Annotated in this window: 16 protein-coding genes; 9 read left to right on the top strand and 7 right to left on the bottom strand. The window is 70.0% G+C overall.

Annotated features, from left to right (window positions below; translation table 11 throughout):
• Nucleotides 1-97: 97 nt before the first annotated feature.
• From AA23TX_RS46380 to AA23TX_RS46365, 4 genes are all read left to right on the top strand, one after another.
• On the top strand, nt 98-994 hold the full coding sequence (locus AA23TX_RS46380) for a hypothetical protein (RefSeq protein WP_230863099.1): 897 nt from the start codon (nt 98-100) through the stop codon (nt 992-994).
• A gap of 115 nt (nt 995-1,109) precedes the next feature.
• Entirely contained in the window at nt 1,110-1,469 is a 360-nt protein-coding gene (locus AA23TX_RS46375; RefSeq protein WP_155549214.1) for a YciI family protein, read from the top strand.
• Nucleotides 1,469-2,674 carry an RNA polymerase sigma factor gene (locus AA23TX_RS46370; protein ID WP_155549213.1) on the top strand — a complete coding sequence of 402 codons (1,206 nt, stop codon included), beginning with the start codon at nt 1,469-1,471 and terminating at the stop codon, nt 2,672-2,674. The genes AA23TX_RS46375 and AA23TX_RS46370 overlap by 1 nt, the downstream gene beginning before the upstream one ends.
• Entirely contained in the window at nt 2,671-3,240 is a 570-nt protein-coding gene (locus AA23TX_RS46365) for a dihydrofolate reductase family protein (RefSeq protein ID WP_155549212.1), read from the top strand. Before AA23TX_RS46370 ends, AA23TX_RS46365 begins: the two co-directional genes overlap by 4 nt.
• Before the next feature lie 57 nt (nt 3,241-3,297).
• On the opposite strand, the gene AA23TX_RS46360 is transcribed toward AA23TX_RS46365, so the two are convergent.
• The 6 genes from AA23TX_RS46360 to AA23TX_RS46335 all read right to left on the bottom strand — a co-directional run bounded on the left by AA23TX_RS46360 (nt 3,298) and on the right by AA23TX_RS46335 (nt 9,694).
• Complete coding sequence (locus AA23TX_RS46360; protein WP_155549211.1) at nt 3,298-4,479, bottom strand: ABC transporter ATP-binding protein; 1,182 nt, start codon at nt 4,477-4,479, stop codon at nt 3,298-3,300.
• Between the two features lie 2 nt (nt 4,480-4,481).
• A complete protein-coding gene (locus AA23TX_RS46355; RefSeq protein WP_155549210.1) occupies nt 4,482-5,321 on the bottom strand; it encodes a carbohydrate ABC transporter permease in 840 nt (279 codons plus the stop codon).
• Nucleotides 5,321-6,289 carry a carbohydrate ABC transporter permease gene (locus tag AA23TX_RS46350; protein WP_155549209.1) on the bottom strand — a complete coding sequence of 323 codons (969 nt, stop codon included), beginning with the start codon at nt 6,287-6,289 and terminating at the stop codon, nt 5,321-5,323. Before AA23TX_RS46350 ends, AA23TX_RS46355 begins: the two co-directional genes overlap by 1 nt.
• Nucleotides 6,286-7,608, bottom strand: a complete 1,323-nt coding sequence (locus AA23TX_RS46345) for an ABC transporter substrate-binding protein (protein ID WP_155549208.1) — start codon at nt 7,606-7,608, stop codon at nt 6,286-6,288. The genes AA23TX_RS46350 and AA23TX_RS46345 overlap by 4 nt, the downstream gene beginning before the upstream one ends.
• A gap of 243 nt (nt 7,609-7,851) precedes the next feature.
• Nucleotides 7,852-8,379: a YflT domain-containing protein gene (locus AA23TX_RS46340; protein WP_196425934.1), complete on the bottom strand. Its 528-nt coding sequence runs from the start codon at nt 8,377-8,379 to the stop codon at nt 7,852-7,854.
• A gap of 118 nt (nt 8,380-8,497) precedes the next feature.
• On the bottom strand, nt 8,498-9,694 hold the full coding sequence (locus AA23TX_RS46335) for an acyl-CoA dehydrogenase family protein (RefSeq protein WP_155549206.1): 1,197 nt from the start codon (nt 9,692-9,694) through the stop codon (nt 8,498-8,500).
• A gap of 133 nt (nt 9,695-9,827) precedes the next feature.
• Between AA23TX_RS46335 and AA23TX_RS46330 the strand changes: the two genes are divergently transcribed.
• Together AA23TX_RS46330 and AA23TX_RS46325 are read left to right on the top strand one after the other, a co-directional pair.
• Nucleotides 9,828-10,154 carry a DUF4190 domain-containing protein gene (locus AA23TX_RS46330; RefSeq protein ID WP_155549205.1) on the top strand — a complete coding sequence of 109 codons (327 nt, stop codon included), beginning with the start codon at nt 9,828-9,830 and terminating at the stop codon, nt 10,152-10,154.
• 41 nt (nt 10,155-10,195) lie between these two features.
• Nucleotides 10,196-10,813 carry a DUF4190 domain-containing protein gene (locus AA23TX_RS46325; RefSeq protein ID WP_155549204.1) on the top strand — a complete coding sequence of 206 codons (618 nt, stop codon included), beginning with the start codon at nt 10,196-10,198 and terminating at the stop codon, nt 10,811-10,813.
• Here the strand turns inward: AA23TX_RS46325 and AA23TX_RS46320 are convergent.
• On the bottom strand, nt 10,810-11,703 hold the full coding sequence (locus tag AA23TX_RS46320) for a slipin family protein (protein ID WP_155549203.1): 894 nt from the start codon (nt 11,701-11,703) through the stop codon (nt 10,810-10,812). The two genes, AA23TX_RS46325 and AA23TX_RS46320, sit on opposite strands and share 4 nt — an antisense overlap.
• 92 nt (nt 11,704-11,795) lie before the next feature.
• Between AA23TX_RS46320 and AA23TX_RS46315 the strand changes: the two genes are divergently transcribed.
• The 3 genes from AA23TX_RS46315 to AA23TX_RS46305 are packed head-to-tail and all read left to right on the top strand — an operon-like array spanning nt 11,796 to nt 14,518.
• Nucleotides 11,796-12,707, top strand: a complete 912-nt coding sequence (locus AA23TX_RS46315) for an aminoglycoside phosphotransferase family protein (protein ID WP_155549202.1) — start codon at nt 11,796-11,798, stop codon at nt 12,705-12,707.
• A 10-nt stretch (nt 12,708-12,717) separates the two neighbouring features.
• Nucleotides 12,718-14,016, top strand: coding sequence for a magnesium transporter MgtE N-terminal domain-containing protein (locus AA23TX_RS46310; protein ID WP_155549201.1), 1,299 nt, complete (start codon nt 12,718-12,720; stop codon nt 14,014-14,016).
• Nucleotides 14,009-14,518: a DUF1003 domain-containing protein gene (locus AA23TX_RS46305; RefSeq protein ID WP_155549200.1), complete on the top strand. Its 510-nt coding sequence runs from the start codon at nt 14,009-14,011 to the stop codon at nt 14,516-14,518. The genes AA23TX_RS46310 and AA23TX_RS46305 overlap by 8 nt, the downstream gene beginning before the upstream one ends.
• Nucleotides 14,519-14,523 lie beyond the last annotated feature (5 nt).

Here is a 14,523-nt window from a genome sequence, read left to right as displayed (position 1 = left end):
GGTGACCTGCACGTTCTCCGGGCCGGGCGCGAAAAACAGTGAGAGATGTCCCCGTCAGGGCTGGTTTTTCGCTTCGATACCGCGATACTTGCTCACCGTGTACCCGCGTCTGAACGTCTTGGTCGTCGCACTGCTCTGCGCCCTGCTCACCGCCGGGTGCGCGACGACCCAGGCCGCTCCCGAGCCGTCGTCGGGGCCCACGCCGCTGACGGCGTCCGCCGCGCTCGGGGACTTCGCCACCGTCGACTACTGCAGCCTGCTCGACGTGCCGGCGGTCGCGCCCGGCGCAGTCACCACCCCGACGTTCGAGAACTGCCGGGCCGACGCCGGCGGGCGCACGATCCTCGTCGGGCCGCTGGCCTTCGACTCCGACCCGAACATCAAGCCCTACGACTACCTCGGGCCGGTGCCCGACGGCGTCGCGGTGCAGCAATCGATGTTCAACGACCGCAGCACGTGCACCCGCGCGATCACCTTCGCCGACGGCAACCGGCTCGACCTCTCGGTCACTGACGGCGGCGGCGACCAGGCCGGCCGCTGCGGCGTCGCGGACGCGGCCGTCGGGTCGGTGCTGAGCACCGTCACCGCGAACAAGGTGAAGCGGCTGAACTTCCCGGACCGTTCGTGGGGCCTGGTGGCGCCGTGCGTGCTGCTGGACAAACCCGATCTCGAAGCCGTCGCGGGCGCCGGCAGCCGGCCCGCGACCGGGCTGTCCGGGCACAGCTGCATCCGGGGCAAGGTGAGCTTCAAGCTGACCGTGGAGACGGACGAGGCGGCGGCCCCGCCCGAGCAGCTCGGCGGCCGCGAGGCCCGGGTCCGGCTCGCGGGCGCGTTCTGCCTGGTCGACACGACCCAGCCGGCGCGAGGCCTGCCGGGCCACCGCGAGCTGGCGGAGCTCAGCGTGGTGGAGACGGCGGGCACCGCGGGCGACGGCACGTGCGCCCTGGCCAGGACGGCGGCGAACACGATCCTGCCCCTGCTCCCGCGGGGATAGGTGCTCAGGCTCGCGAGCCTCCCGAAAAATTCTTCCGCGGCGATGTCGAATGGCGTCGAGCCGGTTCGTAGCCAGGGTGAGAGCCGCTCGCCCGATCCCGCAGAAGGAGCCCGAGATGATGCAGTACCTCCTCGCCGTCCAGTTCGACGAAAGCGCGCCGCCGGAGCCCGAAGAGGACGTGCGGGCCATGATGGCCCGGACCGGCGAGGTCACCGACGAGATGAAGGACGCCGGGGTGTGGGTCTTCGTCGGCGGGCTGCAGCACTCGGACGCCACGACGGTCGTCCGCACCGCCGGCGGCACGACCGCGTTCACCGACGGCCCGTTCGCCGAAACCAAGGAACAGCTCGGCGGGTTCTGGGTGATCCAGGCCGAGGACCTCGACCAGGCGCTCGTCTGGGCCGAGAAGTGCTCGGTGGCCTGCGGGCAGCCGATCGAGGTGCGCCCGTTCGACGACGGTTCGCGCCGGCGCTGATGGATCTCGACGACGTCTACCGGGCGGAGTACGGCCGGTGCGTGGCCACGCTGACGCGTCTCCTCGGGGACATCGGGCTCGCCGAAGAGGCCGTGCAGGACGCGTTCGCGGTGGCCGTCACGCACTGGCACGACGCGCTGCCGCCCAACCCCGGCGCGTGGATCGTCACCACCGCCCGCAACCGGGCGATCGACCGCCTGCGCCGGGAGTCCACCCGCGAAGCCCGGCACGCGCAGGCGTTGCTGCTGCACCGATCCGACGAGCTCCCGGAGGAGGGACCCGTGCGCGACGACCAGCTCCGCCTGATCTTCACCTGCTGCCACCCGGCACTCTCGCCGCTCGCGCAGACGGCGCTCACCCTGCGGCTGCTCGGCGGCCTGGAGGTGCCGGAGATCGCCCGCGCCTACCTCGTGCCGGAGGCGACCATCTCGCAGCGGATCGTCCGCGCGAAGAAGAAGATCCGCGACGCCCGCATCCCCTACCGGGTGCCGGACGCCGCCGCGCTCCCCGACCGGCTGGCCTCGGTGCTGACCGTGCTGTACCTGGTGTTCAACGAGGGGTACGCGTCGACTTCCGGCGAGCTGCTGCGGACGGACCTGTGCGCCGACGCCGTCCGCCTGGCGCGGGCGCTCGCCGAGCTGATGCCGGACGAGCCGGAGGTCCTCGGGCTGCTCGCGCTGCTCCTGCTCACCGAAGCCCGGCGGCCCGCGCGCGTGGGCCCCTCGGGGGAGCTGGTCGTGCTCGCGGAGCAGGACCGGTCGCGGTGGAACCGGGAGCTGATCGCCGAGGGGCACGAGCTGGTGCGGCGGTGCCTGCGCCGCAACCGGCCCGGGCCGTACCAGCTGCAGGCGGCGGTCAACGCCGTGCACACGGACGGGCCGTCGACCGACTGGACGCAGGTGCTGGCGCTCTACGACCAGCTGCTGGCGCAGACGTCGTCGCCGATCGTCGCGCTCAACCGCGCGGTGGCCGTCGCCGAGGTCCACGGCCCGGCGCAAGCGTTGGCCGCCATTGAAGACCTGGACCTGCCGGGCTACCACCTGCTGCCCGCCACCCGCGCGGACCTGCTCGCCCGGCTGGGCCGGACCGCCGAGGCGGTCGCCGCCTACGACGAGGCGATCACCTTGGCCCGCAACGAAACCGAACGAACCTTCCTGGAGAGCCGGCGGGCGCGCTTGGCCCCCGAAGAAAGGAACCGGCCATGACCGCCACGTACACCTTCGACGTCTTCTCCAGCCTCGACGGCTTCGGCAGCCACCACGGCGACTGGGGCGGCTACTGGGGCAAGCAGGGGCCGGAACTGCTCGCGCACCGCCTCGCCCAGTACGAGGAGGACCAGCGGATGGTCTTCGGCGCCACCACCTTCCGGACCAACGCCGAGATGCTGAACGCCGTTCCCGAGGACGACCTCGACCCGTGGGTGAAGCGGCTGCGGAACCTGCCCGCCACGGTCGTGTCGACCACACTCGAAGAACCGCTCGCCTGGCCGGACGCGACGATCCTGAGGGGCGACGCCGTCGACGTCGTGGCCCGGCTCAAGGAGGAGTCCGACGTTCCGCTGCGCTCGCACGGCAGCCTCTCGCTGAACCGCGCGCTGCTGGCCGCCGGGCTGGTCGACCGCGTCCAGGTGACGCTCTACCCGGTGATCACCGGCCGGACCGGGGAGGGCCCGATCTTCGCCGGCGCGGAAGACTTCGACCTCGAACTGCTCGAGACCCGGACGCTGGACGGCGACATCCAGGAACTCGTCTACCGGCCCACCCGGCACTGAACGCCGGGAAGGGCGCCCCCCATGAGTCCATGAGGGCGCCCTTCCCGGGTCTCGTGGCTAGTCCTCGTAGGTGAGGTTCTTGCCGTTGGACGGGTCGAACAGCTTGATCTTGTCCGCGTCGTACCAGACCTCGAGGTCCTCGTTCTCCTTCGCCGACGACTCCGCCGAGAGGCGGGCCACGATCTGGGACTCCGAGCCGGGGACGTCGGCCGAACCGCTGTCCGCGGCCAGTTCCGCCAGCTCCGCGGACGTCGCCGTCTCACCGTCCACCGTGAAGTGGGCGAACTTCTCCGAGCCCATCGACTCGAGGACGTCGATGTGCGCGGTGAACGTGCCGCCGCCGGACTTCTGGGCCGCGTCGACGAGCGCCGCGTCCTCGAAGTGCTCCGGCCGGATGCCGACCAGCACCTCGCGCGGGGCGTCCGCCTTCTCCACCAGCTGCCGGATCCGGTCCGTCAGCGGCGTGACCCCGAGTGGCGTCCGCAGTTCGTTGTTCTCCAGCGTGGCCGGCACGAAGTTCATCGACGGCGAGCCGATGAACCCCGCGACGAACAGGTTCGCCGGGTTCTCGTAGAGGAACTGCGGGGCGCCGATCTGCTGCACGAAACCGCCGCGCAGCACCACGACCCGGTCGCCGAGGGTCATGGCCTCGGTCTGGTCGTGCGTGACGTACAGCGTCGTCGTGCCGAGCTGCTTCTGGATCTTCGACACCGACGTCCGCATCTGGCCGCGGAGCTTGGCGTCCAGGTTGGACAGTGGCTCGTCCATCAGGAACGCCTTCGGGTTCCGGACGATCGCCCGGCCCATCGCCACGCGCTGGCGCTGGCCACCGGAGAGGTTGGCCGGCTTGCGGTCCAGGTGCGCGGTCAGGTCGAGGATCGTCGCCGCTTCCTCCACCTTCGCCCGCACCGTCTGGTCGTCGACCTTGGCCAGCCGCAGCGGGAAGGCCATGTTCTCCCGCACGCTCATGTGCGGGTAGAGCGCGTAGGACTGGAACACCATCGCGATGTCCCGGTCCTTCGGGGCCTTCTCGTTGACGCGCTTGCCGTCGATGCGCAGCTCGCCGGAGGAGATGTCCTCCAGGCCCGCCACCATGTTCAGCATGGTCGACTTCCCGCAGCCGGACGGCCCGACCAGCACCAGGAACTCGCCGTCGGCGATGGTGATGTCCACTTCGGACACCGCGAGCGCGCCGTCGGGGTACTTCTTCGACACCTTGTCGAGGACGATTTCTGCCATGACTACCCCTTCACCGCACCGGAGGTCAGCCCCGCCACGATGCGACGCTGGAAGAACAACACGAACACAATGATCGGGATGGTGATGACGACCGCGGCCGCGCTCACCTGTCCCGTCGGGTCCTCGAACTGCGAGGACCCGGTGAAGAACGACAGCGCCGCCGGCACCGTGCGCGACGCCGTGGTCGACGTCAGCGAGATGGCGAACAGGAAGTCGTTCCAGCAGAAGATGAACACCAGGATCGCGGTGGTGAACACACCCGGCGCGGCCAGCGGCGCGATCACCTTCCGGAACGCCTGGGCCGGCGTCGCGCCGTCCATCTTCGCCGCTTTTTCCAGCTCCCACGGGATTTCCCGGAAGAACGCCGACAGCGTGTAGATCGACAGCGGCAGGGCGAACGTGATGTAGGGCAGGATCAGCCCCGGCCAGGTGTCGAACAGCGCCAGGTTCCGCTCGATGTTGAACAGCGGGGTCACCAGCGACACCTGCGGGAACATCGCGATCAGCAGCGAAAGCCCGACCAGCAGCTGCTTGCCGGGGAACTCCAGCCGCGCGATCGCGTACGCGGCCATCGTGCCCAGCACCACCGCGATCACCGTGGAGATGATCGCGATGCCGATCGAGTTGACCAGCGCCAGCAGGAACTCCGACGTCTGGAAGATGTCCGCGTAGTTCTGCCAGGTCCACGACTGCGGGATGAACGACCCGTCGGTCAGCGTGTCCTTGGTCTTGAACGACAGCGAGACGACCCAGAGCACCGGCACCAGCGCGAACACCAGCACGAGGATGTCGACCAGGCCCCACCTGAGCTTGCGGCCCGTCGTGACGGTTCCCATCACCATCAGCGCTTACCCCCGTCGTCCGAACCCGGTGCGGCCGTGCCGAACACCTTGATGAAGATGAAGGCGATGATCGCCACGGTGATGAAGATCAGCACCGCCATCGTCGACCCGATCCCGAGGTTGAGCCCCTTGACCAGGTTGTCGTAGGTCTGCATGGACACCGAGCCGGTGTCCTGCGCGCCGCCGGTGAGCACGTAGATGTTGTCGAAGATCCGGAAGGCGTCGAGCGTGCGGAACAGCAGCGCCACCAGGATCGCCGGCTTCATCACCGGCAGCATCACCTTCGTGAACCGCTGCCACGCGCTCGCGCCGTCCATCGACGCGGCCTTGAGCAGGTCGTCCGGCACCAGCGCGAGGCCGGCCATCAGCAGCAGCGCCATGAACGGCGTGGTCTTCCACACCTCGGCGAGGATGATGATGAACATCGACGGCCACTGGTCGGTCAGCGGCGCCGCGTCCGCGGCCAGCCAGTTCGCCAGGTAGCCGGTCTTCGGCGTCCACGCGTAGTACCAGGAGAACGCCGCGACGACCGTGACGATGCCGTACGGGATCAGGGCGACCGTGCGGACCAGGCCGCGCCCGACGAGCGTGCGGTGCATGACCAGCGCCAGCGCCATGCCGAGCACGAACTCGATCGCCACCGACACCACGGTCAGGAACATCGTGGTGCCGAACGCCGTCCACCAGTACGAGTTGGACAGCACGGCCCCGTAGTTGTCGAGGCCGACGAACTCCTGCTGCGCGGGGAACCTCAGGTCGTACCGCTGCAGCGACAGCCAGATCGAGTAGACGATCGGGTAGCCGGTGACGGCGATCATCACGAGGAACGCGGGCGCGCACAGCCACAGCCCGAGCTTCCGTTCGGCCTTCTTCCCTTCCGAGAGGGCGGGCTTGCCCTTCTTGCCGGAGGTCGCCTCGGCGACCGTGGCCCCGGAGGTGTCCGCCGGGGTCGAGTCCTGGACGGTCACGGGATCACTCCCTTCGACTGGAGCGCGTCGTTGAGCTGCTCGCGCAGCTTGTCCGCGGTGGCCTTCGGGTCGATTTCACCCGGCGGGGAAAGGACTTTCGACATCACCGTCGACATGTTCTGGTACGCCGGGGTCAGCGGCCGCACCGCCGAGTCCTTGATGGCGTCGATGATCGAGTCGCGCATCGGGTACTTGAGCGCCATGTTCGGGTTGTCGGCGCTCGCCGGCTTCGACGGGTCCAGCGGCGTGTCGTTGTGGTACACCGATTCGATGGTCGGCGGCACCCCGTCGTTGATCGCCGAGAACTTCTGGTTCTCCGCGTTGCGCAGGCACAGCGCCGCTTCGAACGCCTCGGGCTTGTGCTGCGACAGCGAGCTGACGCCGAGGTCGTACCCGCCGATCGTGGTCTTGGCCGGCGTGCCTGCCTGCGCCTCGGGGTAGACGGCCCACTTGAAGTGCGAGACGTCCTGCGGCTTTTCCTTGGCGTAGGAGGCGTAGACGAACGGCCAGTTGAGCTCGAACGCGGCGTCACCGCGCTGGAACGTCTGGCGGACGTCGTCCTCCTTCGAGTTGGTCAGCGACGGGTCGGTGATGCCCGAGGAAGCGATCTGCTTCAGCAGGGCGAGCGCCTTGACCGCGCCGTCGTCCAGGACGACGGACTTGCCGTCGTCGGACAGGATGTGCCCGCCCATGGACTCCACGAGCGTGTTGTAGAAGACGACGAGACCTTCGTACTGCGCGCCGGTGAAGACGATGCTGTACGGCTTGCCCTGCGCCTTGAGCTCCTTCGACTTGGCGATCATCTCGTCCCACGTCTTCGGCGGCGTGGGCGTGATGCGGTCGTCGTACCAGAGCAGCTGGACGTTGGTGTTCTTCGTGGCCGCGTAGAGCTTCCCGTTGTAGGTCGCCGTTTCCAGCGGGCCCTGCAGGACGCCTTCGGTCGCCGCCGTCTTGTTCTGGTCCTTCCACTCCTCGACCCAGCCGGCTTCGGCGAACTCCGAAACCCAGGTCACGTCGAGGCCGAGGACGTCCATCGCGGTGTCCCCGGCGGCGAGCCGCCGGGCCATCTGCAGGCGCTGGTCGTCCGCGCCGCGCTGGAGCTTGTTGTAGACGATCTCGTACTTGCCGTTCGCCGCCGCGTTGCAGTTGTCGACGACTTTCTGGAAGCTGTCCTCGGGCGCGTAGTAGACGTTGATCTTGAGCCCGCCGCTCGAACCGCAACCGGCCAGCATGCCGGTCACCAGAGCCCCTGCCCCCAGCAGGACCGCGGTACGGCCGGGCGAGCGCCCCCGTTTGCCCGCGCCGATCCTCTTCCCCATAAGGCCTCCTCACCCGCATGCACGCCGGAAACCGCGGCACCCGGCGGGCACCACGACGCGATGAGGCGAACCGCGCCAGCACCCCGACGTGCTAGTGATCGGGCCGCCGCGCTGGTTGGGCGAGGCCGCCCGACTGGTGTCGGACAACTTATGCCGGGCGATCACACCCCGCAAGCAGTATCGGTAACGATTCAGCCCACTGCAGCTCGAACTGTGATTTTCCCCTGATAATGGCCGTCTTTTTCAGGTCGTGGCCGGAGGTGGTTTGAGGGCGAGCCGGGCGAGCAGCTCACGGGCCTGCTCGGCCGAGCGCGGCTGGCACAGGACGTCGTAGCGGCCGGCGACGAGCTGGCTCGCCGAGGAGAAGTCCCGCCGCTGCCCCCGCGACATGCTGTACCCGATGGCGGCGAACATCAGCCCGGAGAGGACGCCCAGCACGAGCCCGGTGAGCAGCTGCAGCGCGAAGCCCTGGTTGACGAACAGGCCGAGCAGCAGCCCGGCGAACAGGCCGAACCAGGCACCCGAGACGGCGCCGGTGCCGAGCACGCGGCCCCAGCTGAGCTTCCCGATGACGCGCTCGACGAGCATCAGGTCCACGCCGACGATCGTGACGTCGCTGACGGAGAACTCGCTCTCCGCGAGGAAGTCGACGGCCTGCTGCGCCTCGCCGTAGGTCGCGTACGACCCGATCGGCCAGCCGGTCGGCGGGGTCGGCAGCCGCGGGAGGCCACCTTGCGCCCGGCCCCCGCCAAAGGGACTACTCACCATCATCACCTGCGCACTCGTGGGTCTGGGCGTCCATCTTGTCAAGAACGCCCGGACCGTGCGAGCCGCTTACCCCGAAAGGCCGGGCGCCGATTGTCGCTGTATCGACAATCGGCGCCTTCCTTCAGGAGCGGGACTTGTACTCGCGCAGCAGACCGCGGCTGATGATGGTCTTCTGGATCTCGCTCGTGCCCTCGCCGATCAGCAGGAACGGCGCCTCGCGCATCAGGCGCTCGATCTCGTACTCCTTCGAGTACCCGTAACCGCCGTGGATGCGGAACGAGTCCTGCGTGACCTCCGCGCAGTACTCCGACGCGATCAGCTTCGCCATGCCCGCCTCGACGTCGTTGCGCTCGCCGGAGTCCTTCAGCCGGGCCGCGTTCACCATCATCAGGTGGGCCGCCTCGACCTTGGTCGCCATCTCGGCCAGCTTGAACGCCACGGCCTGGTGCTCGGCGATCGCCTTGCCGAACGTCTTGCGCTGCTGGGCGTACTCCACCGCCAGCTCGAACGCGCGGATCGCGATGCCGCACGCCCGCGCCGCGACGTTCACGCGACCGACCTCGACACCGTCCATCATGTACGCGAAGCCCTTGCCCGGCGCCTCGCCGAGGACCATGTCGGCGCCGATCTTGTAGCCGTCGAAGACCGCTTCGGTCGTGTCGACGCCCTTGTAGCCCATCTTGTCGATCTTGCCGGGAATGGTCAGCCCGGGCGCGACCTCGCCGAAGCCCTCCGGTTTCTCGACGAGGAACGCCGTCAGGTTCTGGTGGGCCTTCTCCGCCCCTTCGTCCGTCTTGACCAGCAGCGCGATCAGGTTCGACGAGCCGCCGTTGGTCAGCCACATCTTGGCGCCGTCGATGACGTAGCCGTCGTCGGTCTTCTTCGCCTTGGTCTTGATCGCCGCGACGTCCGAGCCGAGGTCCGGCTCCGACATCGAGAACGAGCCGCGCACCTCGCCGGTCGCCATCCGCGGCAGGAAGTGCCGCTTCTGCGCTTCGGTGCCGTGGCGGGTGATCATGTGCGCCACGATGAAGTGGGTGTTGATCACGCCGGACACGCTCATCCAGCCGCGCGCGATCTCCTCGACGACGAGCGCGTAGGTCAGCAGCGACTCGCCGAGCCCGCCGTACTCCTCGGGGATGGTGATCCCGAACAGGCCCATCTCCTTCATGCCCTCGACGATGTCCGCCGGGTACGTGTCGGAGTGCTCGAGCTCCTGCGCGTGCGGGATGACCTCCTTGTCCACGAACGAGCGGACGGTCGCGAGGATCTCCGACTGCACGTCGGTCAGGCCGGCGGTCTGGGCGAGACGGGCCATCACGGCTCCCTTTCCGGATACGACGCCGGCTCGCGGCGCTGGGTTACCGGGGAGTATGACCCGAAAGCCGCAACCCTGCTATGAGGGCGCTCACGATCCGCGCCGTAAAGTCCCCCGGGGGAGGAAGCCGATCTTGAGCCACCCGTACGACCCGGACGACCCCTTCGGCAGGCGGTCCCCGGCCGGCGGTTCCACGCCGGACCCCGGCGAAGAACCGGGTCCGGGTCTCGCGGCCGGGGCGCTGCTCTGCTCGATCGCCGGCAGCTTCGTGTGCTTGCCGGCCGGTATCGCGGGCGTCGCCATGGGCCACGTCGCCCACGGCCGGGCCAAGCGCGGCGAAGCGACCGGGCGAGGCCTCGCGATCGCCGCGTTCGTCGTGGGCTACCTCGGGATCGCACTGAACGCCGTCGCGCTCGTGCTCCTCTTCCGGTTCGGCGTCGCGCACGGGCACTTCCGCTGACCGGCTAGGTTGAGGTCCTGAACGCACCGAGGGGACCCGCCATGACCGACCCGTCCGGGGACAAGGACCGTCCGGCCGATCCGACCGCTTCGTACGACCCGCCGCCCACCGCGGAGCCCGCGCCGTACGCACCGGAGAACTACGACCCGCCGTCGGCCGACAGCACGATCGCCGACGTCCCCGCCCCCGAGCGAGCCACCTCCGAGCAGCCCGCCCCGGAGCAGCCCGGTGAGCTGCCGCCCGGCGCGTTCGAGGCTCCCGCCGCGCACATCCCCGGCACGCCCTACGTCGCGCCCGGCCAGCCGCAACCGTCGTACGCCCACCCGTACCACCAGCAGCCGTACCCGCCGGCCTACGGCCAGCCGTACGGCGGCCCGGCGCCCTACGTCCAGCCGCCGTACGTCCCCGTCGCGCCCCGGCCGGACAACGCGCTGGCGATCGGTGCGCTGGTCTGCTCGATCCTCGGCTTCTGCTCCGGCATCACCGCGATCGCCGGGCTGGTCATGGGCCACATCGCGCTGAGCAGGACGAACCGCGGCGAAGCGGGCGGCCGCGGCCTGGCCACGGCCGCCGTGATCGTCGGCTACGTCGTGGTCGCGCTGTACGTGGGCTTCTTCACGACCCTCATCATCCTGGCCGCGAACGGCCAGCTGAGCTAGTCGGCGGGCTGCACCGCGTCGCCGGGGCTGCGCGGTGACGGCGTCACGTGACCGTTCTCCTCCGGCTTGGCTTCCCCGAGTTCGAGCTCCGGCTCCGGAGCCGCGGGAGCCGGCTCGGGTGCGGCGGGCGCCGCGGGCCTCGGCGTCTGCGCGTCGAGGAACCTCAGCAGCTCCACCGGGAACGGCAGCACCAGCGTCGAGTTCTTCTCCGACGACACCTGCACGACGGTCTCCAGCAGCCGCAGCTGCAGTGCCGCCGGGGTGTCGGCCATCTGCGCGGCGGCCTGCGAGAGCTTGTACGACGCCTGCAGCTCACCGTCGGCGGAGATGACGCGCGCGCGCCGTTCCCGCTCCGCCTCGGCCTGCCGCGACATCGAGCGCTTCATCGCCTCCGGCAGCGCGACGTCCTTGATCTCGACGCGGTCGATGTGGATGCCCCAGTCCAGCGCCGGGCTGTCGATCATCAGCTCCAGTCCCTCGTTGAGGCGTTCGCGGTTGGAGAGCAGGTCGTCGAGGTCGCTCTTGCCGATGATCGAGCGCAGTGACGTCTGCGCGACCTGGCCGACCGCCGACCGGTAGTCCTGGACGTTGACCGCCGCGACGACCGGGTCGATGACCTTGAAGTAGACGACCGCGTCGACCCGGACGGTGACGTTGTCCCGGGTGATGCCGTCCTGGGCGGGCACCGGCAGGGTCACGATCTGCATGTTGACCTTCTGCATCCGGTCCACGAACGGCACCAGCAGCGTCAGGCCGGGCTCCGACACGCGGGACCGCACCCGGCCGAACCGGAAGACGAGGCCCCGTTCGTACTGCTTGACGACGCGCACGCCGGCCGCGAGCCAGGCTCCGCCCGCGACGACTACGGCGCTGAGGATCTCCACCACCATGGCTGCTCCCGGGGTTGCGTTTTCCCCTGAAAACCCAGCGTACGCCCGTCTCGACCAGGGCGAAACGCGCTGGACGCGCCCACCAGACTGGGGTGGTGAACGATCTCCGCGTGCCACCGCTGTTCGCCGGCCGGGCGCCCCGGGTGCTCGGCCCGGAGGCCGTCCCGTGGCTCACGGCCTTGCCGGACCTCGCCGCCGGGTACGCGCGCGAGTGGGGGCTGACGTTCGAGGGCGAGGCGATGCACGGCTACGTCGGCGTCGTGCAGCCCGCCCGGCTCGCCGACGGCACGCCGGTGGCGCTGAAACTGGGCTGGCGCGACGAAGAGTCCGCCGACGAGCCGCTCGCACTGTCCACATGGGCCGGCCGGGGTGCGGTGCTGCTGCTGGAGTCCGCGCCGGAGGACGGCGTCCTGCTGCTGGAGCGGCTCGACGCCGCGCGCACCCTCGACGACCTCCCGCTGCGCGAGGCCGTCCCGCTGCTCGGCTCGCTGGCGCGGCGCCTCGCCGTCCCCGCGCCGCCGTCGTTGCGCCGGAACCTGCGCACCGAAGCCGGAAGGCTCGCCGAGGAGCTTCCCCGGCGGTGGGCCGCGCTCGGCGAGCCGTTCGAGCGGCGGCTCGTCGACGACGCCGTCGCGATCTGCCGCGAACTCGGGCCGTCGGCGCGTGAGCTGCTGGTGAACGAGGACCTGCACTTCCAGAACGTGCTGGCCGGTACGCGCGAGCCGTGGCTCGTCATCGACCCGAAACCCCTGGCGGGTGACCCCGAGTGGGGCGTGATCCCGTTGTTCTGGAACCGCTTCACGGAGTCCACACTGGACGAACGGTTCGCCATGATCGTCGCTTCACAGGAGCTGGACGCCGAGAAAGCCCGCGCGTGGACGCTCGTGCGAGCCGTCCAGAACTGGATCTGGATGGCGGAGGAGCTCGCGGACTCCGGCGAGGACAGCGACGACCCGGCGTTCGTCACCGTGGCGGAAATCGCTCCCTGGGCAGCCAGCCGATAGGGTCGGCGGCATGGCCGCGGTCAACAGGGTTTTCGCAGCTCAGCTGTCGGGTTTGCCGGTCTTCGGCCCCGACGGCGAGTCCATCGGCCGGGTCCGCGACCTCGTCGCCGGCCTGCGCCTGGACGCGCAGCCGCCGCGGATCCTCGGCGTGGTCGTCGAGCTGACCACGCGGCGGCGGGTCTTCGTGCCGATGCTGCGCGTCACCTCCATCGAGCCGAGCGCCGTCACGCTCGCCACCGGCTCGGTCAACATGCGCCAGTTCAACCAGCGCCCCAACGAGGTCCTGGTGCTCGGCCAGCTGCTCGACGCGCACGCGACGCTGGCCGGGTCGGACACGCGGATCACCGTCGTCGACGCCGCGATGGAGCCGACCCGCACCCGCGACTGGGTGCTGGCGAAGCTCGCCATCCGCGAGCGGCGCGTCGGGCTGGGGCGCCGCCGGTCGGCGATGCAGGTGCTGCGCTGGGAGGAGGTCGCCGGCCTGGGCCTGGCCGACCTGGCGAAGCAGCCACAGGGCGCGGGCCAGCTGCTCATGCTGTTCGACACCATGCGCTCGGTCGACGTGGCCGCGACCGTCCGCGACCTGCCGCTCAAGCGCCGTCACGAGGTCGCCGACGCGATGGACGACGAGCGGCTCGCCGACGTCCTGGAAGAGCTGCCGGACGACGACCAGAAGGAACTGCTGTCCTACCTCGCCGAGGAGCGCGCGGCCGACATCCTCGAGGCGATGAACCCGGACGACGCGGCCGATCTGCTCGCCGAGCTCGCTCCCGCGGAGCAGAGCCGGCTGCTGGAGCTGATGGAGCCGGAGGAGTCCGCGCCGGTCCGGCGGCTGCTGGCCTATTCGTCCGACACCGCGGGCGGCCTGATGACGCCCGAGCCGGTGGTGCTGACGCCCGACACCACGATCGCCGAGGCGCTGGCCCACATCCGCAACGCCGAGCTGCCGCCCGCGCTGGCCAGCATGGTGTTCGTCTGCCGGCCGCCGACCGCGACGCCGACCGGGCGCTTCGTCGGCGTCGTGCACTTCCAGCGGCTGCTGCGCGAGCCGCCGGCGGAGCTCGTGGCCAGCGCCGTCGACACCGGGCTGGCGGCCCTGCGGCCGAACGCGACCCTGCCCGAGGTCACGCGCTACTTCGCGGCCTACAACCTGACCTGCGGGCCGGTCGTCGACACCGAAGACCACCTGCTCGGCGCGGTCACCGTGGACGACGTCCTCGACCACCTGCTGCCCGAGGACTGGCGCGAGACCGGCCTGCACGACACCACCGGCGAGACCGGCGAGCACCTGGAGGCCGACCGTGCCTGAACCGACGTCCCGACGGCGGCTGGACCAGCCGCGCAGCCAGAGCCGGTTCAAGCTGAACATCGACCCCGACACCTTCGGCCGCTTCACCGAGCGGATCGCGCGGTTCCTCGGCACCGGGAAGTACCTCTTCTGGCAGACGCTGCTGGTGTTCATCTGGATCGTGCTGAACCTCACCGCGGTGTCGCTGCAGTGGGACCCGTATCCGTTCATCCTGCTCAACCTGGCCTTTTCGACGCAGGCGGCGTACGCGGCGCCGCTGATCCTGCTCGCGCAGAACCGCCAGGACGACCGCGACCGCGTCTCCCTGGAGGAGGACCGGAACCGGGCGCTGCAGACGAAGGCCGACACGGAGTACCTGGCCCGGGAGCTGGCGGCGCTGCGGCTGGCGGTCGGCGAGGTGGCGACGCGGGACTACCTGCGCAGCGAGCTGGACCGGCTGCGGGAGGACCTCGACGTCCAGCCCCGGAAGGCCAAGCCCAACCGCACTCCTACCGGGTCGTAACATCG

Source organism: Amycolatopsis camponoti (genome assembly GCF_902497555.1).
GTDB lineage: Bacteria > Actinomycetota > Actinomycetes > Mycobacteriales > Pseudonocardiaceae > Amycolatopsis > Amycolatopsis camponoti.
This window is presented reverse-complemented; position numbering and strand designations above follow the sequence as displayed.

Excerpts from the sequence above, each read along its gene's own strand:
- AA23TX_RS46375 (WP_155549214.1), top strand. The coding sequence starts at position 1,110 with ATGATGCAGTACCTCCTCGCCGTCCAGTTCGACGAAAGCGCGCCGCCG.
- AA23TX_RS46370 (WP_155549213.1), top strand. The coding sequence starts at position 1,469 with ATGGATCTCGACGACGTCTACCGGGCGGAGTACGGCCGGTGCGTGGCC.
- AA23TX_RS46365 (WP_155549212.1), top strand. The coding sequence starts at position 2,671 with ATGACCGCCACGTACACCTTCGACGTCTTCTCCAGCCTCGACGGCTTC.
- AA23TX_RS46360 (WP_155549211.1), bottom strand. The coding sequence starts at position 4,479 with ATGGCAGAAATCGTCCTCGACAAGGTGTCGAAGAAGTACCCCGACGGC.
- AA23TX_RS46355 (WP_155549210.1), bottom strand. The coding sequence starts at position 5,321 with ATGGTGATGGGAACCGTCACGACGGGCCGCAAGCTCAGGTGGGGCCTG.
- AA23TX_RS46345 (WP_155549208.1), bottom strand. The coding sequence starts at position 7,608 with ATGGGGAAGAGGATCGGCGCGGGCAAACGGGGGCGCTCGCCCGGCCGT.
- AA23TX_RS46340 (WP_196425934.1), bottom strand. The coding sequence starts at position 8,379 with ATGATGGTGAGTAGTCCCTTTGGCGGGGGCCGGGCGCAAGGTGGCCTC.
- AA23TX_RS46335 (WP_155549206.1), bottom strand. The coding sequence starts at position 9,694 with ATGGCCCGTCTCGCCCAGACCGCCGGCCTGACCGACGTGCAGTCGGAG.
- AA23TX_RS46325 (WP_155549204.1), top strand. The coding sequence starts at position 10,196 with ATGACCGACCCGTCCGGGGACAAGGACCGTCCGGCCGATCCGACCGCT.
- AA23TX_RS46320 (WP_155549203.1), bottom strand. The coding sequence starts at position 11,703 with ATGGTGGTGGAGATCCTCAGCGCCGTAGTCGTCGCGGGCGGAGCCTGG.
- AA23TX_RS46310 (WP_155549201.1), top strand. The coding sequence starts at position 12,718 with ATGGCCGCGGTCAACAGGGTTTTCGCAGCTCAGCTGTCGGGTTTGCCG.